Annotated in this window: 18 protein-coding genes; 7 read left to right on the forward strand and 11 right to left on the reverse strand. The window is 62.5% G+C overall.

The genetic code is table 11. The annotated features are described in order from the left end of the window. Positions 1-11: 11 nt before the first annotated feature. Positions 12-1,514, reverse strand: a complete 1,503-nt coding sequence (locus tag AB6O04_RS02615; RefSeq protein ID WP_368562111.1) for an aldehyde dehydrogenase — start codon at positions 1,512-1,514, stop codon at positions 12-14. Positions 1,515-1,756: 242 nt separating this feature from the next. Then, complete coding sequence (locus AB6O04_RS02620) at positions 1,757-2,305, reverse strand: cupin domain-containing protein (RefSeq protein ID WP_368562114.1); 549 nt, start codon at positions 2,303-2,305, stop codon at positions 1,757-1,759. 258 nt (positions 2,306-2,563) lie between these two features. Here AB6O04_RS02620 and AB6O04_RS02625 point away from each other — a divergent pair, with 258 nt between their 5' ends. The 4 genes from AB6O04_RS02625 to AB6O04_RS02640 all read left to right on the forward strand — a co-directional run bounded on the left by AB6O04_RS02625 (position 2,564) and on the right by AB6O04_RS02640 (position 7,796). Beyond that, complete coding sequence (locus AB6O04_RS02625; protein ID WP_368562115.1) at positions 2,564-3,940, forward strand: aspartate aminotransferase family protein; 1,377 nt, start codon at positions 2,564-2,566, stop codon at positions 3,938-3,940. 62 nt (positions 3,941-4,002) lie between these two features. Further along, a complete protein-coding gene (gene ald / locus AB6O04_RS02630; protein ID WP_368562116.1) occupies positions 4,003-5,118 on the forward strand; it encodes an alanine dehydrogenase in 1,116 nt (371 codons plus the stop codon). 122 nt (positions 5,119-5,240) lie between these two features. Next, complete coding sequence (locus AB6O04_RS02635; RefSeq protein WP_368562117.1) at positions 5,241-6,797, forward strand: CoA-acylating methylmalonate-semialdehyde dehydrogenase; 1,557 nt, start codon at positions 5,241-5,243, stop codon at positions 6,795-6,797. A 252-nt stretch (positions 6,798-7,049) separates the two neighbouring features. After that, positions 7,050-7,796 (forward strand): DNA-formamidopyrimidine glycosylase family protein, encoded by a 747-nt coding sequence (locus tag AB6O04_RS02640; RefSeq protein WP_368562118.1) that lies wholly within the window; start codon positions 7,050-7,052, stop codon positions 7,794-7,796. A 209-nt stretch (positions 7,797-8,005) separates the two neighbouring features. Here AB6O04_RS02640 and AB6O04_RS02645 read toward each other — a convergent pair whose 3' ends face one another. The 6 genes from AB6O04_RS02645 to AB6O04_RS02670 all read right to left on the reverse strand — a co-directional run bounded on the left by AB6O04_RS02645 (position 8,006) and on the right by AB6O04_RS02670 (position 13,462). Next, positions 8,006-8,638, reverse strand: a complete 633-nt coding sequence (locus tag AB6O04_RS02645; protein WP_368562119.1) for a hypothetical protein — start codon at positions 8,636-8,638, stop codon at positions 8,006-8,008. Between the two features lie 26 nt (positions 8,639-8,664). Beyond that, positions 8,665-9,453 (reverse strand): DUF899 domain-containing protein, encoded by a 789-nt coding sequence (locus AB6O04_RS02650; protein WP_368562120.1) that lies wholly within the window; start codon positions 9,451-9,453, stop codon positions 8,665-8,667. Positions 9,454-9,962: 509 nt separating this feature from the next. Further along, complete coding sequence (locus AB6O04_RS02655) at positions 9,963-10,388, reverse strand: GFA family protein (RefSeq protein ID WP_368562121.1); 426 nt, start codon at positions 10,386-10,388, stop codon at positions 9,963-9,965. Between the two features lie 10 nt (positions 10,389-10,398). Next, positions 10,399-11,076, reverse strand: coding sequence for a glutamine cyclotransferase (locus AB6O04_RS02660; RefSeq protein ID WP_368562122.1), 678 nt, complete (start codon positions 11,074-11,076; stop codon positions 10,399-10,401). Between the two features lie 59 nt (positions 11,077-11,135). After that, positions 11,136-12,356, reverse strand: coding sequence for a helix-turn-helix domain-containing protein (locus AB6O04_RS02665; protein WP_368562124.1), 1,221 nt, complete (start codon positions 12,354-12,356; stop codon positions 11,136-11,138). A gap of 185 nt (positions 12,357-12,541) precedes the next feature. Continuing rightward, positions 12,542-13,462 (reverse strand): LysR family transcriptional regulator, encoded by a 921-nt coding sequence (locus tag AB6O04_RS02670; RefSeq protein WP_368562125.1) that lies wholly within the window; start codon positions 13,460-13,462, stop codon positions 12,542-12,544. 129 nt (positions 13,463-13,591) lie between these two features. On the opposite strand from AB6O04_RS02670, the gene AB6O04_RS02675 reads away from it, so the two are divergent. From AB6O04_RS02675 to AB6O04_RS02685, 3 genes are all read left to right on the forward strand, one after another. Further along, positions 13,592-13,972 (forward strand): DoxX family protein, encoded by a 381-nt coding sequence (locus AB6O04_RS02675; protein WP_368562127.1) that lies wholly within the window; start codon positions 13,592-13,594, stop codon positions 13,970-13,972. Positions 13,973-13,994: 22 nt separating this feature from the next. Continuing rightward, a complete protein-coding gene (locus AB6O04_RS02680) occupies positions 13,995-14,846 on the forward strand; it encodes a pirin family protein (RefSeq protein WP_368562129.1) in 852 nt (283 codons plus the stop codon). A 94-nt stretch (positions 14,847-14,940) separates the two neighbouring features. Continuing rightward, positions 14,941-16,035, forward strand: coding sequence for an alkene reductase (locus AB6O04_RS02685; protein ID WP_368562130.1), 1,095 nt, complete (start codon positions 14,941-14,943; stop codon positions 16,033-16,035). A 364-nt stretch (positions 16,036-16,399) separates the two neighbouring features. Here the strand turns inward: AB6O04_RS02685 and rlmKL are convergent, their stop codons facing one another. From rlmKL to AB6O04_RS02700, 3 genes are all read right to left on the reverse strand, one after another. Beyond that, on the reverse strand, positions 16,400-18,535 hold the full coding sequence (gene rlmKL, locus AB6O04_RS02690) for a bifunctional 23S rRNA (guanine(2069)-N(7))-methyltransferase RlmK/23S rRNA (guanine(2445)-N(2))-methyltransferase RlmL (protein WP_368562131.1): 2,136 nt from the start codon (positions 18,533-18,535) through the stop codon (positions 16,400-16,402). Positions 18,536-18,644: 109 nt separating this feature from the next. Then, positions 18,645-19,172, reverse strand: a complete 528-nt coding sequence (locus AB6O04_RS02695; protein WP_368562133.1) for a hypothetical protein — start codon at positions 19,170-19,172, stop codon at positions 18,645-18,647. Beyond that, complete coding sequence (locus AB6O04_RS02700) at positions 19,169-19,660, reverse strand: MOSC domain-containing protein (RefSeq protein WP_368562135.1); 492 nt, start codon at positions 19,658-19,660, stop codon at positions 19,169-19,171. Before AB6O04_RS02700 ends, AB6O04_RS02695 begins: the two co-directional genes overlap by 4 nt. Positions 19,661-19,786: the final 126 nt, after the last annotated feature.

Genomic DNA, 19,786 nt, shown 5'->3' on the forward strand with positions numbered 1-19,786 from the left:
AGACACCAGTATTAATCCGCCAGGTTTATCCAGGTCGCCTTGACCTCGGTGTACTTCTCGAAGGCATGCAGCGATTTATCGCGGCCATTACCCGACTGCTTGTAGCCGCCGAACGGCGCGGTCATGTCGCCGCCATCCCAATAGTTCACCCACACGCTACCAGCGCGGAGTTTGCGGGCGACGCGATGGGCGCGGCTGATGTCTTTCGTCCACACGCCTGCGGCCAGCCCATATTCGCTGTCGTTCGCAATGCGAAAGGCTTGCTGTTCGTCATCGAAGGTGATCACGGACAACACCGGACCGAAGATTTCCTCGCGTGCGATGGTATGCGCGTGCGCCACGTCGTCGAAAACGGTCGGCTCGATATAGCAGCCGCCGGCCACTACGTCGGCGCGCTTGCCGCCGAGTACCAGTCGCGCACCTTCGGCCACGCCTTTTTCGATGTAGCCCAGCACACGGCCGGTCTGCGATTCGTCGACCATCGCGCCCATCGGCGCGCCCGGCTCCAACGGGTGGCGCGGCTGCATCTTGCGGCCGGCTTCGACCACGCGCGCGACGAATTCTTCCTTGATGGAACGTTCCACCAACAATCGCGATGCCGCCGTGCAGACCTCGCCCTGGTTGTAGAAAATGCCACTGGCGGCCGCCTCGGCCGCCTTATCCAGATTGGGCGCGTCGGCGAACACGATATTCGGGCTCTTGCCGCCGCATTCCATGTACGCGCGTTTCATGTTGGACAGGCCCGCGCATTGCAGCAACCGCTTGCCCACCGCGGTGGAGCCGGTGAACACCAACCCGTCCACGTCCATGTGCAGCGCCAGCGGCTCGCCCGCTTCCTTGCCGAAACCCGGCACCACATTGAAAACGCCGGCGGGCAACCCGGCTTCCATTGCGATCTCCGCCAGCCGGATCGCCGACAGCGGCGATTTCTCCGAAGGCTTCAACACCACTGAATTACCCATGGCCAATGCCGGCGCTAGCTTCCATGTCGCCATCAGCAGCGGGAAATTCCAAGGCACGATGGCGCCGACCACACCCAAGGGTTCGCGAGTGACCAGGCCGAGTTCATCCGGTCCCGTCGCGGCCACCTCGCCATAGATCTTGTCCAGCGCCTCGCCCGTCCACGCCATGCAGCGGATGGTAGCGGCGACATCGACCTGCCGCGCATCGGTTACCGGCTTGCCCATGTCCAGCGATTCCAGCAACGCGAGTTCGTCCGCATGCTTTTCGATCAGTTGCGCGAACTTCAGCAGCACCTTCTTGCGGTAAGTCGGTTTGGCCTCGGCCCAGGCACCGGACGCGAAGCTCCGGCGCGCCGCGGCGACGGCGCGGTTGATATCTTCTTCGGCACACTCGGCTATCTGGCCCAGCACGCGACCATCGATGGGACTGACGCAATCGAAAGTCTTGCCGCTGGCGGCGTCGACGTAGCAGCCGTTGATGAAGGCTTGGGTGCGGATGGATAGATTGCTGGCGAAGGCTTGCCAGGCGTCGAAGGTATGCGGAGCGTTCATGGGAACCTCTAGCTGTTCCCTTCTCCCCCCGGGAGAAGGTGCCCGAAGGGCGGATGAGGGAATAGTCTTTCAGATGTACAGATCGATTCAGACCTGCATTTCCTTTCGTTAGTTCGGCATATCAAGTCATCTCACTGCGCGCCCCGGCCCTGCGAAGCACGCAGGGCGTTCAGACGTACGCGAGCCAATGGCTCGCAAGCCGTACGCCTTCACCCCCAAGGAGAAGGAAAGATCAAAAACAATCAAAACGTCGCAGGCGTATTGGCACTGAATATCACCGCATCCTCATCGCTTACATTGCGAAAGCGGTGCGGGATGCGGCTTTCGAAGTAGTAGCCTTCGCCAGCGCGCAGTACGCGCACCTGGTCGCCTACGGTGACTTCAACTTCGCCCTGCACCACCACGCCGCCTTCTTCGCCATCGTGCTCCAGCATCGACTCGCCCGTATCGGTGCCCGGCGGCATCACCTCGCGCAGAATGCACATCTGCCGTTGCGGGCGGTGCTGGCCCACCAGGTAGTAATGAATCCCATTGCTACCCACGTCCGGTAGTTCGTCGGCGCTATAGAACGGCGTGTCGCGCGCCTCGGCATCCAGGTCCAGGGTGAAGAAGTCGGCCAGCGAAATCGGAATGCCGTCCAGCACCTTCTTCAAGGAACTGACGGACGGGCTGACCTTGTTCTGTTCGATCAGCGAGATGGTGCTATTGGTGACGCCCACGCGCTTGGCCAGCTCGCGCTGGCTGAGGTCCTTGGATTTGCGGATCCATTGCAGGCGTGCGCCGATGTCCATTCCGCTCGTGTATCTGGTTGCCGGTGTTGCGGGATACTTTACACCGTGAGGCGATCCGGTCAATTTCCGCCGAAACTGTGACCGCCCGCCGACTCCAGGAAAGCAGACAAGGGATTTTTCGCTTTTCCACGCCTGGTAAAGGTTCTGAAGCTCATTGCCCAGGCGTCTCAATGCAATTTCGTACCGCGGCGGTTGTAAAGTTTTTTCAACGCGATAAGCTGCGCAAATCTTCCCCCGCCCGCCCCTCGGAGTCGCCCCATGAGCGCTGACGACACCTCTTCCACCCGTGCCCTGGCCGACTTCTACGGCCACCAAGCCGTGCAGGCGCCGGGATCGATGGACGCGTTCTGGATGCCGTTCACCGCCAATCGCCAGTTCAAGGCGACGCCGCGCCTGCTGGCCAGCGCTTCGGGCATGCACTACACCACGGTGGATGGTCGCCAGATCCTGGATGCCACCGCCGGACTGTGGTGCTGCAACGCCGGCCATGCACGCCCGCGCATCGTCGAGGCAGTCAAGAAGCAGATCGAGACCCTGGACTTCGCGCCCAATTTCCAGATGAGTTCGCCGCTGCCGTTCGTGTTGGCCGAGCGCTTGGCAGCATTGACGCCGGGCGATCTCAACCATGTTTTCTATACCAACTCCGGTTCCGAAGCGGTCGACAGCGCATTGAAGATCGCGCTGGCCTATCACCGCACCCGCGGTGAAGGCCAGCGCACGCGCCTGATCGGCCGCGAAAAGGGCTACCACGGTGTCGGTTTCGGTGGGATATCGGTGGGCGGGTTGCCGAACAACCGCAAGTGGTTCGGCTCGCTGCTACCCGGCACTGATCACCTACCGCATACCCTGGACCTGCAACGCAATCCGTTTTCCAAAGGCTTGCCGCAATACGGGGTCGAATTGGCGGAAGACCTGGAACGCCTGGTGGCGCTGCACGATGCATCCACCATCGCGGCGGTCATCGTCGAACCCATCTCCGGCTCGGCCGGGGTGATACTCCCGCCGGAGGGCTACCTGCAACGCCTCCGCGAGATCTGCGACAAACACGGCATCCTGTTGATCTTCGATGAAGTCATCACCGGCTTTGGCCGTATCGGCCATGCCTTCGGCGCGCAACGGTTCGGGGTGGTCCCGGACATGATCACCGCGGCCAAGGGGATTGCTAATGGTTGCGTGCCGATGGGTGCGGTGTTCGTGTCCGACCGCATCCACGATGTCTTCATGCATGGCGCTGAGAACGCCATCGACCTTTTCCATGGCTACACCTATTCGGGTCATCCGCTGGCCTGCGCCGCGGCGCTGGCGACGCTGGATACCTACGAAGAAGAGAACCTGTTCGACAAGGCTCTCGAGTTGGGCGATTACTGGCAGGAAGGTATTCACTCGCTGAGAGGCCTGCCCAATGTCATCGACGTCCGCAACTACGGATTGATCGGCGCCATCGAGCTGTCGTCGCGTCCCGGCGCACCCGGCACGCGCGCCTACGACGCATTTACCCACGCGTTCCACAAAGGCGGGCTGCTGACCCGGGTAACCGGTGATGTGATCGCGCTGTCGCCGCCATTGATCGTGGAGAAATCCCACATCGACCGGATCTTCGAAATTCTGGCGGACACTTTGCGCGCCACCCCGTAAAATCGCCGCACACGGCCAAAGCGCTCCCCACGCGCAAGCCTCATCTGCTACTGGAGAGAAAAATGCTGATCGGCGTTCCCAAAGAAATAAAAAACCACGAGTACCGCATTGGCCTGACCCCGGCCGGCGCGCGTGAGCTGGTGCTGCAAGGCCACCAGATCATGGTTCAGCGCGACGGCGGCAAGGCTATCGGCCTGACCGACGACCAATACGTCAAGGCCGGCGCGGAAATCGTGGACGGCGCGGAGGAAATCTTCCAGCGCGCCGAAATGATCATCAAGGTCAAGGAACCGCAGCCGGTGGAGTGCGCCATGTTGCGCCCCGGCCAGATTCTCTACACCTATCTGCACTTGGCGCCGGATCCGGAGCAGACCAAGGCACTGGTGAAGTCCGGCGCCACCTGCATCGCCTACGAAACCGTCACCGACCGCAAAGGCGGCTTGCCGTTGCTGGCGCCAATGAGCGAGGTAGCAGGACGCATGTCGATCCAGGCCGGCGCGCACGCGCTGGAAAAAGCGCAAGGCGGCTCCGGCATCCTGCTGGGCGGCGTGCCGGGCGTGAAGCCGGCGGAAGTGCTGGTGATCGGCGGCGGCGTGGTCGGCATCAATGCGGCGCGCATGGCGATGGGCATGAATGCGCACGTCACCATCCTGGACCGTTCGCTGGATCGGCTGAAGTATCTGGACGAGGTCTATGGCGACCGCCTGACCACCATCTACTCCACCCGCGACGCTATCGAAGAACGCCTGGCCTATACCGACCTGGTGATCGGCGCCGTGCTGATTCCCGGCGCTGCCGCACCCAAGTTGATCTCGCGCGAGCAACTCTCGCTGTTGCACCCGGGTTCGGTGCTGGTGGACGTAGCCATCGACCAGGGCGGCTGCTTCGAAACCAGCAAGGCCACCACCCATCAGAACCCGACCTACGAAGTGGACGGCATCATCCATTACTGCGTGGCCAATATGCCCGGCGGTGTCGCGCGCACTTCCACGTTCGCTCTGACCAACGCCACCCTGCCCTACGCCATGCAGCTGGCCAACAAGGGCGCCAAGCAAGCGCTGCTCGACGATGAGCATTTGCTCAACGGCTTGAACGTGCACGCGGGCAAGATCACCTACAAGGCCGTGGCCGACGATCTGGGCTACGAGTACGTGCCAGCGGCGAAAGCGCTGGCGTAAGCAATGCACCCTGTAGGAGCGACGTGAGTCGCGATGAAGCGTTACCGGGAAAGCTTCATCGCGACTCACCGGTGCCGGCATGCCGGCACCACTCCTACAAGGTCCCATACCGGAGACGTTGCATGACCAACCCGCTGCACCATTACTTCAACGGCATGCGGGTGGAAGGCAACAGCGGCCGTTTCGGCGATGTCTTCGATCCCGCCGCCGGCGCCGTCACCTCGCGGGTACCGCTGGCCTCGGCGGATGAAGTACGTAAGGCGGTGGATGCCGCATCCGCCGCGTTTCCCGCATGGTCCGAAACCACGCCGCTCAATCGCGCGCGGGTGATGTTCCGATTCAAGGAACTGCTGGAACGTCACGCCAACGAACTAGCGCGCATCATCACCTCCGAACACGGCAAGGTGCTGTCGGATGCTCGCGGCGAAGTCACGCGCGGATTGGAAGTGGTGGAGTTCGCCTGCGGCATTCCGCATCTCCTGAAGGGCGAGCACTCGATGAATGTCGGCCGCGATGTGGATTCATGGAGTGAACACGCGCCGCTCGGCGTCACCGCCGGTATCACACCATTCAACTTCCCGGCCATGGTGCCGCTGTGGATGTTCCCGGTATCGCTGGCGTGCGGCAACACCTTCATCCTGAAGCCCTCCGAACGCGATCCATCGGCATCATTGTTCATGGCCGATCTGCTGAAGCAGGCGGGTTTACCGGATGGCGCATTCAACGTGGTGCACGGCGACAAGGAAGCAGTCGATGCGCTATTGGATGAGCCGCGCGTGCAGGCGATCAGTTTTGTCGGTTCCACACCGATCGCCGAATACATCTATGCGCGCGGGAGCGCCAACGGCAAACGCGTGCAGGCGTTGGGCGGCGCGAAAAACCACATGGTGGTCATGCCTGACGCGGACATCGATGGCGCGGCGTCTGCGTTGCTGGGCGCCGGCTATGGCTCCGCCGGCGAACGCTGCATGGCGATCTCGGTGGCGGTCTGCGTGGGCGATGCCACCGCCGATGCGCTGGTGGCCACATTGGCGCCCAAGGTCGCCGCATTGAAGATCGGTCCTGGTTGCGACGATCCGGAAATGGGGCCGCTGGTCACTGGCGCGCACCGTGACAAGGTGCGCGGTTATGTGGATCTTGGCGTGGCCGAAGGCGCGGAATTGGTGGTGGATGGAAGGGGCTTTTCTTTGGACGGTGGGGAAGAGCTCGCGGCGGGACGCCGCTCCTACACGGCGGAGCGCCGCTCCTACGAGGCGGGAAACCATCCCGGTTTTTTCATGGGCGGCTGTTTGTTCGACCGCGTCACACCGGACATGCGCATCTATCGCGAAGAGATTTTCGGGCCGTTGCTGTGCGTGGTGCGTGTGCCGGATTTCGAAACGGCTTTGAAGTTGGTCAACGAACACGAATACGGCAATGGCACCGCGGTGTTCACCCGCGACGGCGGCGCAGCGCGCGAATTCGCGCATCGTGTGCAAGCTGGCATGGTTGGCATTAATGTTCCTATCCCGGTACCGATGGCTTTCCACAGCTTTGGCGGATGGAAGCGCTCGTTGTTCGGACCGCTGCATGTGCATGGGCCGGATGGCGTGCGGTTCTATACGCGATTGAAGACCATTACCGCACGCTGGCCGGAAGGCGCGCGTCATGCGGAATTCGTGATGCCGACGATGAAGTAAGTGCCCTTGTGGGAGCGACGTGAGTCGCGACGGCGAATCCGAAGAGCGATGGAAGCCTGCTTGTTCGCCATCCGGACGCGCTGCGGCGCGTTCTTTATCCTGCACACTAGAGTAGCAATCGGGGCGCGGTCGCGACTCACGTCGCTCCCACAAAGTCCATTCGCAATCACCTGAATCTCCTTCACACCCGTTTCGCTCATCATTCGGCAGGCTCCAAACAGCGACGGATCGCGTCGCACGCCCGCAGTCGACATGCCGGAAGGTCCTTCCATCGTCATCCTGAGGGAAGAAGCTGCCCACTTCGAGGGCCAGGTCGTACGCCGTGTGACGGGCAATAGCAGCTTGGATCTGAGCCGCATGCACGGCTGCCGCGTCGAATCGCTACGCAGCTGGGGCAAGCATTTCCTGATCGAATTCGCCGGCTTTTCGATGCGCGTTCACCTGATGCTGTTCGGCAGCTACCGTATCGACGACCCCAAGCCAGCTCCCGCGCGAATGAGCTTGAGCTTCGATAATGGCGATCTGCATTTCTACAATTGCTCGCTGCGCTATATCGAAATGCCGCTGGACCAAGCCTACGACTGGAGCGCGGACGTCATGTCCGACCAATGGGATCCAAAAGCCGCGCGTGCCAAACTCAAGGCCAAACCGGAAATGCTGGCGTGCGATGCGCTACTGGATCAGTCGATCTTCGCCGGATCGGGCAACATCATCAAAAACGAAGTCCTGTCCCGCATCCGAGTCCACCCTTGCAGCAAGATCGGCGCCCTGCCCGCCCGCAAACTCACCCAGCTGATCACGGAAGTGCGGAACTACAGCTTCGAATTCCTGGAATGGAAGAAAGCTTTCGTTTTGCGTAAACACTGGCTGGTGCACACCAAGACAGAATGCCCGCGTGGGCACGGGCGACTCACCAAAGCGCACCTTGGCACTACTCACCGGCGTAGCTTCTTCTGCGAAACTTGTCAGGTGTTGTATGGAGCTGGGAATGGGGAATAGAGAGACGGGAAATCGGTGCCGATGGCTGGTAGCTGGAGCTGGTAGCAAGAAGCTAAAGCGGTTCGTACCGAACGGTTGCTCGTATTAGTTCCACCGTCATCCCGGCGCAGGCCGGGACCCAGCGACTTTTCGCCATCTGGAGTACAAGGCACTGGGCCCCGGCCTGCGCCGGGGTGACGAAACCGATCGCAACTTGAAACAAAACGGCTTTAACGAAGAAGGATCAACGACACACCCATGACTGCCAGCATCGCCGTCCAAATCTGGTGCAGTGCAGCGCCACTCAGCAAACGAGGCTGCATCGCAACGCCACGGCAAACACCAGTCGCAATGACACCCGTCGTCACCAGCATCGCCACCGTGTGAACACCAACAGCCGCCAGTGCCAAAACCAACGATCCGGAAGCGGTGATCTCACGAGCCGGACCGTCGGCAAGACACAACGGCACCAGCACTGGCACCAGCATCATTCCCGCGCCGTGCGCCGTCGCCATCAGGAAAGACCAGAGTGCGATGCCGGCCTGCCCCGCCCTAACATTGATACGCGCGACGTGGCGAGCGCCGCGTATCAAGCGGTACGACGCCACGCCTATGAGCAGCACGCCGGCCAAGCCTTGAACCAACGCGCGTTCCACCATCCATATGCCGGACGCAACAGCACACGCCACCACCGCGACCGATACGGCATGCCCGAGGGCGATCGGCAGCAATGCTCGCTGTGCGTGCGCCGTGTCGCGCGCACGCACACCGCACGCCGCGGCGAACATCCAGCCGTTCGCCGGACTCAGCCCGTGCAGGGCGCCAAGTCCAGCGACGGCGAGCCATGGCCACAGGGCAGGCATGTCACATGCATCCGGGCGGAACGGACTCAGGCATGCGCTTCGCAGCACGCGGCCACTATCGACGCCGCTTTTGCCGCCGCTACCGATTCGTAGCGATCATGATGGCGCACCCATGCCATCGGGTACTCAAGCGCTTCCTCATCGCGACCCTTGGGCGTCAGCTCCATCAGCGCATACGTGTGCATCATCACCTCCACGCCACGACCAAAGCGCGAATACGTGTGGAAGACCTCGCCCGTATCGTCCTGGTAGAACGCGCTGATGCCGGGCGCCTCTTCGTGCGCGAAAGGCTGCTTGACGTAGTTGTAGTTGACCTTGCCCGAAGACATCTCATCCTGGGTGAAGTTGACGCCGAAGTCGTGGTTGAAGTCGGTGCCATACGAGGACACCCACTTGAACTTCCAGCCCATGCGCTGGCGGAACTTCTCGATATCGGCCAGCGGCGCGCGCGAAATCGCCAGCAATGTGACGTCGCGTTGCGCCAGGTGCAGGTTCGCACCATCGTTGTGATCGGCCATGTAGGAACAGCTCTTGCAGCCCTGCTCCCAGCCGGGTGCGAACATGAAGTGCTGCACCAGCAATTGGCGACGACCTTCGAACAGATCGCCAAGCGTACGCGGTCCCTCAAGGGTATCGAAGACGTAGTTCTTGTCGACGCGCACCCACGGAAGCGCGCGCCGCTCGCGGGCGATCTGGTCGCTCAAACGCGTCAGCTCCTTCTCGCGCGCCAGCAGTTTTTTGCGTTCGGCTAGCCATTCGTCCCTGGAAACGACAGGATGGTTTTTGGTGTTCGGCTCGGTGGTGATAACGGTCATGGTGTGCATCATGTGGTCCTTAGCTTTTGGGGCTGTTGCCAGTGCACCTGACTCACCGTGCGGATGATGGGTGCGGTTGTATTCGATCAAAAAAACCGAAAATTTGGGCGCAAAACAGGTGCGCGGATTCGCCCTGTGTGGGAGGTGGAGAACCGGTGTTTCGAATAACGGCTAACGACTAAGACGGCAGAGGTCTGACGTAGAGCGGAGCTGCGCCCCGCGATAGCACCGAATCAGTGGCAATGAGGCCGTCGCAACGGCAGACGGTAGCGAATAGCTACTTAAGGGTGCTCATGTGGAGCCGGATCCGAAAGCAGTCGAGCAAGCTCGGCTCTACAAAGGCGGAATCAATTTCTTGTGGGAGTGGTATCGGCATGCCGGCACCGGTAAGTCGCGACCGGAAACATCAACGTCGCGACTTACGTCGCTCCCACAAGGATGCCATGCGGCAGCCAACGATCGCGGGACGGTTTTCAAACACTTTTCTCTACATCGCGTCGCTGCCAACATCAGACGGTACTGGCAATCACCGGCATCTTGTCGAATTTCACCAAGGCTGGATCGATGAGATCCCACGCGTGCCCGCGCATGCCGTACGTCACTGCTTGCGGTTTGAACCGGGTGGGATCGTCGAGGCTCGCAGCGTGCACCGCGATATTTTCGGGCATGGCGGAAAACGTCACGTAGACCGGCGATCCGCAGACAGGACAGAAAGCGCGCGTCTTCGGGTTGCCGCTATCCGCCACGATGTCCCAGTGCGTTGCTTCTCCTTGCAGCTCCACACCCGAGCGCAGGAAGGTCAAGTAGGAGCCATGCCCAGTGCCGCTTTTGCGCTGGCAGTCGAGGCACTGGCAGTGGTTCTGGAAAAGAGGTTCGCCAGAAATTTCATAACGGATCGCCCCGCAGGCGCATCCGCCGGTATAGACATCGCTCATGTTGGCGCTCCTATGCCCTGGCTTCTTTCGGACGCCGTACGGCACGCACCTTCCCGGCGTCGCCGCCACCGCAATAGAAGAGGTCCGCGCCATCGGATTCGAGCCCGCTGACGCCGGTGCCTTGCGGCATCTGCAGCCGCTCCAGCACGGCGCCATTTTCCGGATCGATTCGACGGATTTCGCTCTCGTCGTCCTGCCATGTGCCGTGCCACAACTCGCCGTCGATCCAGGTCACGCCGGTGACGAAGCGGTTGGATTCGATGGAACGGATGACGGCGCCGGACTCCGGATCGACCTGGTGGATCTTGCGGTCACGGTATTGACCCACCCACAGACTGCCCTCGGCCCAGGTAAGCCCCGAGTCGCCACCGTTGCCGGGCGCCGGAATGGATTTGATCACGTCGCCCGTGGCGGGATCGATCTTGTCGATCCGCGTCTCGGCGATCTGATAAAGATAGGTGCCATCGAAGGCGGTGCCGGCATCGGCGGTGCGCGTCAGCGCGCGTGCTTGCTCGCCGCTATCGGGATCAAACGCGACCAGTTGATCACCGATGGCGGCCCAGACGTGGCGACCGTCGTGAGTGACGCCGCCCACACTCTTGGCATCGCCAAACGGGCCGTACTCGCGCACGATCTCGGCCGCACGCGCCGGTACTTCGGATGTGTTTTTGCTTGTCTTGGTGTTCATGGCTTGACTCCCATCGTGAACAGGTTCTTTCGCGCCCAAGGTGGCGCCGCAAGGCCAATCTACCCGGGCGAGAGCGCAGTGGGGAGTAACAAGATCGTCGTGAATCCTGTCAGCGGCGGCGCCAGCCAGCGCTGCGCCCGTGCCCGCCCGATCGAACGTACCCGCCCTTCCGCCTCAAGTTCGACGAGCTGACGCTGGACAGTGCGCTGGCTGGTACCCAATGCCAACGACAACGCCGAAGTCGACCACGCTGCGCCGTCGGCGAGCAGCGCCACCAACGCGGCCTGATCGCCATCGATGGGCGGCGCCAACACCATCACTTCGCCAGCGTTGCGTGGCTTGAGGATGAAGCCTTGCGTCGTGGCTTCGATCTGCGCCAACGGCACGATGAGCGCACGCAAGCGGCCGATCTCCACACGCAGGCGCGCTCGATGGGTTTCATCAGGTTTGCGCGTGCGGAACGCGTAAGCGATCAACGCTTCCCGATCGACATCACCCGGCCACGCCTCGGCAAGCGCGCGCGCCAATGCGAACAGTACCGGCCGGCGCGTCAACGGTTGCCATGAAGTACCCGCACGCAACCCGCGGCGACAAGCATCGATCACCAATGCGCCTGATTCCAGGAGCGCTTCGACTTCATCAAGACGAACCGCTTGTTCGGCTCCGGCGGATATGCGCCGGGCCGCGGGACGATCGAGCGCAGCACGCGCCTCGGCCACTTCGGCCAGCAGTGCCGGCACACGCGCGTGTTCGGCTGCCTCATGCGCACGCGCGAGCGCCGCTTGCGCCGGACCGGTACGCAGCGAGCGCAGCGCCAGCTCGGCGGTAGCCAGCTCAGCCATAGCCGCGAGCGCCGGCGGCAAGCCGTGTCCATCGAGGTGCGCCAGCGCGGCCGCGGCCTCATCCAACCGACCGAGCAGCAACAGCTGGCGTGCAGTAATCAGCCACGCCTGCAGCGCGTTGGCATGATCGGCACGCGCTTCCAGCGTTGCCGCCGCAGCGGCAAGTGAGCGCGGAGAACCGCTGAAGTCGCGCATCGCCAGTGCCACCTCGGCCTCCGCGACAATGCAGCGCGCGCGCGCCAGTTCTTCGTGGCTGCCGAAGTCGCGGGCGGCACGCCGCAGCAGCTCACGGGCACGTGGATGCTCGCCCAGCTGGGCCATGGCGATGCCGCGCAGCGCCAACGCCGGCGGGTCATCGCGCAGCGCGATCCGCTTAAGGGCACCGAGCGCATCGCCGGCAGCGAGCGCACGCGCGGAGGCGTCGATCAGGGAATCCATGACAACAGGCTACCTTGCCGCCGGGCGCCTATGCTCGTGCCTGATCATGGAGTGCTCCAGAAATGACCGAAATGGACGAGGCCAACCAGGCTGCACACAGTCACCGTGTGTGAGCGACGTGAGTCGCGACCGGAAACACCAACGTCGCGACTCACGTCGCTCCACAGGAAAACCTCCTCCGTCCGCTAGACACGGGCATCACTACCGCCGCCATGCATCTCCTTCAATTTCTCCGTCACCAGATCAATAAACGCCGACACCGCCAAAGGCAGATGCCGCCGGCTTGGATAAAGCACATGCATGCCATAGCCCTTCCGCTGATATTGCGGCAGCACCGGCACTAGCAGGCCCGCCTGAAGGTCTTGCCTGATGATCGCGTAGGGAAGCAGCGCGATGCCCAATCCCGCTACCGTTGCCTTGCGCAACGCCTGCGCTGTGTTGCCGCTGAAGCGGGCGGCGACTTGCACCTCTTCCTCGACACCGTCGGGACCGGTCAGGCGCCAGGTGGCGTATCCGCTGGCATGGGAGAAGCTCACGCAGTCGTGGTTCACCAAGTCTTGCAGCGTATCGGGTGCGCCGCGTGCGGCAAGATAGGCGGGGCTGGAGACCAAACCATCACTCACGGCACTCACCAGTTGCCGGCCAACATAGCCCGAGTCCTGCAGGGGTCCTCCGCGAAACGCCACGTCGATTCGCTCGGCGATCAAATCGGCCTTGGCATCGCTGAGCACGAAATCGAGCCGCACCCGCGGATGCCTGCCTAGAAAATCGGCCACCCATTCCATCAGGAAGAAGCTGAAGAAGTCGGCCGGTGCCGCGACACGTACCAGCCCGCTGGGCTCCTGGGAGCCGGTCACGAGCTCCTGCCCCGCTTCCGTTAGCCCATCAACCGCACCCGCACAGCGCTCATGGAACGCTTGGCCGGCGCTGGTGAGAGTGAGCTTGCGCGTAGAGCGCTGCAGCAGTCGCGCACCGAGTTGCTCTTCAAGGTGCTGGACACGCCGGCTCAATGTGTTGGGTGGCACGCCCAACCGCCTCGCCGCCTCCGCGAAGCTCCCGGCACGCACTACTTGCACGAACAGGGCGATGTCGTTCAGGTCGAGCACGAGCCTATTACCAATACAAATGGACGAGTCCAATCTTACTCTACCGTCTAATCAATCAATCAAGTCATCCCTATCCTTTTGACATCAGGGCGCCAGCCCCTCCATCCACGTCACAAGGTAGCCGCTCCCATGACCTCTTCTCCCTCACTTTCCACCCAGCGCCGCATCGTCTGGGGCGTCCGTGTGCTCTTGGCCCTGGCTTTCGGCGCCGCCGGCGCGGCCAAGCTGGCGGGGGTACCGCAAATGGTCCAGGTGTTCGATGCCATCGGTGCGGGCCAGTGGTTCCGCTACGTGACCGGCGCTGTGGAAGTCGTAGGAGCCGTGCTGATCCTCATCCGCGCCACGGGGTTCTTCGGTGCCCTGCTCCTTACCGCCACCATGGTCGGCGCCGTGGCGACGCACCTCGTGCTGATAGGCGGCAGCCCGATGCCGGCGGTGGTGTTGGGCTTGCTGGCCGCCTTCGTGGCTTGGCGGCTGCGCCCTGCTTTCCGCCCAGGTGCGGCGTACTGACGTCCGCGGTGAGGAGATCCGCATGACTACTGCGACCAATGACGCACGCACCATCATCTTCCGCACGCGCGGCAGCACGCATGGACCGATCACACGCCTTATCAGTCCAAGCGACCTGGGCGAGCTCTTGAAGCCTTTCGTCTTTCTTGACTTTTTCAGCACCAAGAGCACAGCCGGGCTCCCGAAGTTCGGCATGCATCCGCACTCCGGCATCGCGACCGTGACCTTCTTGATGGAAGGCGACGTGAGCTATGAAGACACCACTGGCAAACAAGGTGTGCTGCCTGCTGGCGGATTCGAATGGATGCGCGCCGACAACGGTGTATGGCACACAGGCACCCCGATTGGCAGTGAGCCGATGATGGGATTCCAGTTGTGGGTCGCTTTGCCCGCTTCGGAAGAAAATGCACCTGCACAAAGTATCTACCTGGCGCCGTCGCAAGTTCCGCAAGAAGGCCCTGCGCGCGTGCTGCTCGGGCGCCACGGTGCGGCGCAGAGCGCCATCTCCGCACCGGCGGACATGAACTACCTCGCGGTGCAGCTGAAAGATGGCGAACGCTGGCGGTATGTGCCGCCTTCCCATCATGCGGTGGCTTGGCTGGCGATCAGTGCAGGGAGCCTGGATGGCGGGGACTTTGATACCAGCGATTCCCTTCATGCCGGGGAATTGATTGTGTTCGACGAATCCGGCCAAGCCATCGAGGTTATGGCCCGGGGCGATACCACCTTCGTTTTGGGCTCGGCGGTGAAGCACCCGCACGAACTAGTGACGGGCTATTACTCGGTGCACACGAGCAAAGAAGCGCTTGAGCAAGGCGAAGCCGAGATACAGCGCATCGGTGCGCGCCTGCGGAGCGAAGGACGCCTGCCTTAGCGTCGTTGTGCCACCTCGGCACGAACAAGTCCAAACGCGCCCGAAAAAAATTCGATTGAGTCCCCTCCCATCTTTCTGCGAGAGAAGAACAACCATGACCGCAAACCGACTAGCTCCGCTGTTGTCCCCTGTCCAAATCGGCTCGCTGCCGTTGAAAAGCCGGATCGTCATGGCGCCGATGACGCGGAGTCGCGCGGGTGAAGGCGACGCTGCAACGTCCCTGGCCGCCGAATACTATCGGCAACGCGCAGGCGCTGGCCTCATCATCTCGGAAGGTTCACAGGTTTCGGCGCAGGGAAAAGGCTATCCGAGAACGCCAGGCATTTTCACCGCGGAACAGATCGCCGGCTGGAAGCTGGTGACCGATGCAGTTCATGCACAAGGCGGGCGCATCTTCCTGCAACTCTGGCACGTGGGCCGTTTGTCGCATCCTTTGGTGCAGGCCAACGGCGAGCTACCGGTAGCACCATCGGCCATCAACCCGGAAGGCCAGCTCTATACCCCGGAAGGGCTCAAGGCCTACGAAACGCCGCGTGCGTTGGATATCGAAGAAATACCGGGCGTCGTCGCCGACTTTCGCCACGGTGCTGAGAACGCCAAACTAGCCGGCTTCGACGGTGTGGAAATCCATGGCGCCAACGGCTATCTCGTCGACCAGTTCCTGCGCGACGGCAGCAACCAGCGGACCGACGCCTATGGCGGCTCGTTCGAAAATCGTGCGCGCTTCCTCAGGGAAGTAGTGGAAGCCGTCATCCCGGTTTTCGGAGCCGACCGTGTCGGCGTCCGCTTGTCGCCACTTACTGGCTTCTCCATCAGCGACAGCAATCCGCAGGCGATTTTTGGATATGCAGCCGAGACGCTTAGCCAATATGGACTGGCGTATCTGCATGTCATACAAGTCGGTGAAGCTCCGTTCGACTTCCTTGAATTGAAGCGGCGTTTCGGCGGTATGTATATCGCCAACGGCGGCTATGACGCATCGCGAGCAGCGGCGGCCATTCGCTCCGGCGAAGCCGACCTGGTGGCGTTCGGTGTTCCCTTCCTGGCCAATCCGGATCTTGTCGAAAGATTCGTACATGGTGATCCGTTGAACGAACCCGATCCATCGACTTTTTATCAAGGCGAAGAGCGGGGCTATACCGATTACCCAACCCGTGACCGCGTTGTGGTCGAACTTCCTCAAAGCTGATCAGTTGATCCGCGAAGGAAAACAGACCAAATCCCGATCCGCAGCCCCGCCGACGGATGGCGATGAAGAACGCGCCGCAGCGCGATCAGATGGCGAACAACCACAGCAAGTGGATACCGTCATTCGGGCAGAGAGCGGAGAGCTTCCGCGTAAAGCATCCCGGGTGCGCTTGGCTTACTTCGCTGGCTCGAAATCCGGTTGACGCATCCATAGGGTGGGCCCCGGCCCACCATCGCCATCTCGACGCTCGCGCAGATAATCATCGAAAGCCACATACAGGCGTTCGGATCGACTTCGCTGATTTTCGCCGTGAATTCAGGCATGGCAATGGTGGGCCGGGGCCCACCCTACAGAGTGGATATGCTCATTTTCGAGTCAGCCGCCAGCACCGATGTATCCGCGGATTCCGTTCAAAGTCCGGCGGAATGGTCTGAGCACTTATGTCTTCGCAATGTGCGAATTCAGCCACGGCGTCTTCGTCCAACTTGAAGCGCCGAAAATTGTTGGAGAAATACAACACACCTTCCGGCATCAGGCGCGCTACCGCTGCATGCAACAGGCGGACATGTTCCTTCTGCACATCGAAGTCTTCGGCGCGGGCGGAGTTGGAGAACGTCGGCGGGTCGCAGAAGATCACGTCGTAGCGGTTCTTTTCCGCTTCCAACCAGGTCAACGCATCGGCCTGCACCAAGCGATGCTGTGCACCGCCCAAGCCGTTGAGCGCCAGGTTGGCTGCGCACCATTCCAGATAGGTCGCCGACAGGTCGACGCTGACAGTGGAACCGGCACCGGCCACGCCGGCTTGCACCGAGGCCACGCCGGTGTAGCTGAAAAGATTGAGGAAACGTCTGCCCCGCGACTCCTGCGCCATATGCCGGCGCAACGGGCGGTGGTCCAGGAATAGTCCGGTGTCCAGATAATCGAACAGGTTGACCCGCAACCGTGCGCCGCTTTCACGCACTATGATGAGCTCGCCGCGCTCCTGGAAGCGGCCGTACTTGCTGCCGCCCTTGCCGCGTGTGCGCGACTTGATGGCGACGCGCTCGGCCGGCACCGCGAATGCCTCGCGCGCGGCCGCCAGCAGATCGCCGAAACGACGTCGTGTGTCGGCTTCCGGGATCGTCGCCGGCGGTGCATATTCCTGCACATGCAGGAAGGTGCGCTCTTCCCCGCTCTCTTCGCGATAGACATCGATGGCAGCCGCGTATTCCGGCAGGTCCGCATCGTAGACGCGGTAGCACGTCACGCCATCGCGTTCGCGCCAGCTCTTGAACTTCTTCAGGTTCTTGCGCAGCCGGTTGGCGACCATCTGCGCGCCTTCGGACAACACGCGCGGCTCAGAGGATTCCCGCACCGGCGTGGCGACTGGATCGCACACGATTAGCGCGCATTCGATGGCGCCGTTGAACATCTGGTATTTCTTGCTGGCGCGAAGCCCGGTGGCATAGGCCAGCTCCGCGCTGCCGCACAGCAAGCTGGCGCGCCATTGCGGTACCGCTTGCTTCAGCGCATTGCCCAGCAGGCGATACAGCGCCGCGTCGGCAGCCAATCGTTCGTCATAAGGCGGATTGCAGACTGCGACACCGCGCTCGAATGGAGGCTGCACCAATTGCGCGATGTCGCGCGCTTCAAATTGGATGACGCCGGCCAGTCCCGCAAGCGTGGCGTTATCGCGCGCAGCACGGATTGCATGCGGGTCGATATCGCTGCCGAAGAACACCGGCTTCAGCGTCGTACGCCCCTTGCTCTCACGTTCGATGGCGTCGGCATACAGTTCACGCCAGAGATTGGCGTCGAAGCCGAGCCAGCGACTGGGCAGCACGTTGCCGTGGCGCTGCAACCCGGGCGCCACGTCTGCCGCCATCAACGCACCCTCGATAAGCAGCGTGCCGCTGCCGCACATCGGGTCCAGCAGCGCGCCGCCATCGTGATAGGCCTTGGGCCAGCCGCCGCGCATCAGCACGGCCGCGGCCAGATTCTCTTTCAGCGGCGCATCGTTCTGCACCTGGCGCCAGCCGCGCCGATGCATTGGTCCGCCGCCCAGATCGATGGATAGCGTGGCGCGGCCTTTGCGCAGCGACAGGTTGATGCGTACATCTGGCTGATCGACATCCACCGAAGGCCGCTCCAGGCCCTGCGCACGCAACGTATCGACCACCGCATCCTTGACCCGCTGCGCGGCGAAGCGCGCGTGGGTGATGGCCTCGCCGGATACATGCGCATCGACGGCCAAGGTGTGTTCCGAACGCAGGTGCTGCGTCCAGGGCACCGCGGCGACGCCATCGTAGAGCGCTTGCTCATCCGGGCAATCGAACTCGGCGATCGGCCACAACACGCGACTGGCGAGCCGCGACCACAGCACCGCACGCTGCGCATCCACCGGCTCGCCCTCAGCATTGACACCGGCGATGGTCGCGGTGGCCTTGGCCATGCCGAGCGCAAGCATCTCATCGGCGAGTAGATATTCCAGGCCCTTGGCGCAGGAGATGAAGAATTTCAAAAGTAAAACCTCGAAAGTGGTCGTCACCCCGGCGCAGGCCGGGGCCTAGTGACTGCGCGACGTCAGGAAAGCCGCTGGGTCCCGGCCTACGCCGGGACGACAAGAAAAACTACAGCTCCGCCAACAGCTGCGCGAACGCTTCCGCCGATGCGACCACATGGTCGGACAACCGGTGTGAATCATTCACCAGCAGCAGGCGCGCACGGCGCATATGCGCCCAGTCGACGACCTGTTGCGCTGGAATCAGTTCGTCGTCCCAGCCGTGGATGATCGACACCGGCACGGCTGCCGCATCCAAGTCCGGCAACGGCCCCATATTGATCGGCGGCGCCATCAGGAACAGCCCCCGCGTGGGCACCTGCAAGGAAATGCGGCCGGCGATATAGGCGCCCAGGCTGGAACCCGCCAGCACCACCGGACCGCGTGCGGCCGCGGCCGTGGCGATCTCGTGCAGCCGCACCAAACGCGTCGGCACATCGCCCAGTGAACTGATGTCGCGGCGTGCATCCAGATCGGTGTAGTCCGGACGTTCGTGCGTCCAGCCCATCCGCTCGGCGGCTTCCGCCAGCGCCGCGACTTTGGTGGCATCAGGGCCGCTTTCGAAACCGTGCGAAAGAATGCAGTGGCCTCGCATCACAGTGGCTCCACCGCATCGCCTATACGGAAGCGCCCGCCGACGATGATCCGTGCGCACAGGCCGCCGTGACCCCGCATGGCGTTATAGCCTCCCGCCCCCAGCGCATCTTCCATGCGCGAGCATGGATCGCAGGACTCCGTGCCTTCCAGCACCACTTCACCGATGCGGAACCGGCGCTCCTTCAGCGCGATCAGCGGCACGCCAGAGACCACCACGTTTCGCCGCAGCAGTGCCGGCTCCAGGCCGTGGTAGCGCGCCAATGCAGCAATCACCGGCAGGTGTTCGGCCTGGATCAGGGTCACGCCGCGGCTGCCGCTGCCGCCGGCGTAGCGATCGCCGGCCAACCCGCCACCTTCCGCCGCGTCCACGACCTCCACGGGCGTCATCGCCTCGGTACGAGCCGGACGCAGCCCGATCCATTCCACCCGTCCGGCGTGCGGCAGGTTGGCCATCAGTTTGGCGAGCGGGGAGTCGGGAGAAAGCGGCATCGACAGATTCCTTCAGGCGTCGCGACCCATAAAGACGTGTAGTTTACTGGACCGGCCCTGCCACCGCCTTGGCTCAAGCTGCGGTGCTGAGCGCGTTTATGGCGTCTGCTATGGGATGCGTGGCCC

This window comes from Pseudoxanthomonas sp. UTMC 1351 (assembly GCF_040948865.1).
GTDB lineage: Bacteria > Pseudomonadota > Gammaproteobacteria > Xanthomonadales > Xanthomonadaceae > Pseudoxanthomonas_A.

Excerpts from the sequence above, each read along its gene's own strand:
- AB6O04_RS02685 (WP_368562130.1), top strand. The coding sequence starts at position 14,941 with ATGACCGCAAACCGACTAGCTCCGCTGTTGTCCCCTGTCCAAATCGGC.
- AB6O04_RS02615 (WP_368562111.1), bottom strand. The coding sequence starts at position 1,514 with ATGAACGCTCCGCATACCTTCGACGCCTGGCAAGCCTTCGCCAGCAAT.
- AB6O04_RS02680 (WP_368562129.1), top strand. The coding sequence starts at position 13,995 with ATGACTACTGCGACCAATGACGCACGCACCATCATCTTCCGCACGCGC.
- AB6O04_RS02640 (WP_368562118.1), top strand. The coding sequence starts at position 7,050 with ATGCCGGAAGGTCCTTCCATCGTCATCCTGAGGGAAGAAGCTGCCCAC.
- AB6O04_RS02635 (WP_368562117.1), top strand. The coding sequence starts at position 5,241 with ATGACCAACCCGCTGCACCATTACTTCAACGGCATGCGGGTGGAAGGC.
- AB6O04_RS02625 (WP_368562115.1), top strand. The coding sequence starts at position 2,564 with ATGAGCGCTGACGACACCTCTTCCACCCGTGCCCTGGCCGACTTCTAC.
- AB6O04_RS02650 (WP_368562120.1), bottom strand. The coding sequence starts at position 9,453 with ATGACCGTTATCACCACCGAGCCGAACACCAAAAACCATCCTGTCGTT.
- AB6O04_RS02655 (WP_368562121.1), bottom strand. The coding sequence starts at position 10,388 with ATGAGCGATGTCTATACCGGCGGATGCGCCTGCGGGGCGATCCGTTAT.
- AB6O04_RS02660 (WP_368562122.1), bottom strand. The coding sequence starts at position 11,076 with ATGAACACCAAGACAAGCAAAAACACATCCGAAGTACCGGCGCGTGCG.
- AB6O04_RS02675 (WP_368562127.1), top strand. The coding sequence starts at position 13,592 with ATGACCTCTTCTCCCTCACTTTCCACCCAGCGCCGCATCGTCTGGGGC.
- AB6O04_RS02620 (WP_368562114.1), bottom strand. The coding sequence starts at position 2,305 with ATGGACATCGGCGCACGCCTGCAATGGATCCGCAAATCCAAGGACCTC.
- AB6O04_RS02645 (WP_368562119.1), bottom strand. The coding sequence starts at position 8,638 with ATGCCTGCCCTGTGGCCATGGCTCGCCGTCGCTGGACTTGGCGCCCTG.
- AB6O04_RS02700 (WP_368562135.1), bottom strand. The coding sequence starts at position 19,660 with ATGCCGCTTTCTCCCGACTCCCCGCTCGCCAAACTGATGGCCAACCTG.
- AB6O04_RS02665 (WP_368562124.1), bottom strand. The coding sequence starts at position 12,356 with ATGGATTCCCTGATCGACGCCTCCGCGCGTGCGCTCGCTGCCGGCGAT.
- ald (WP_368562116.1), top strand. The coding sequence starts at position 4,003 with ATGCTGATCGGCGTTCCCAAAGAAATAAAAAACCACGAGTACCGCATT.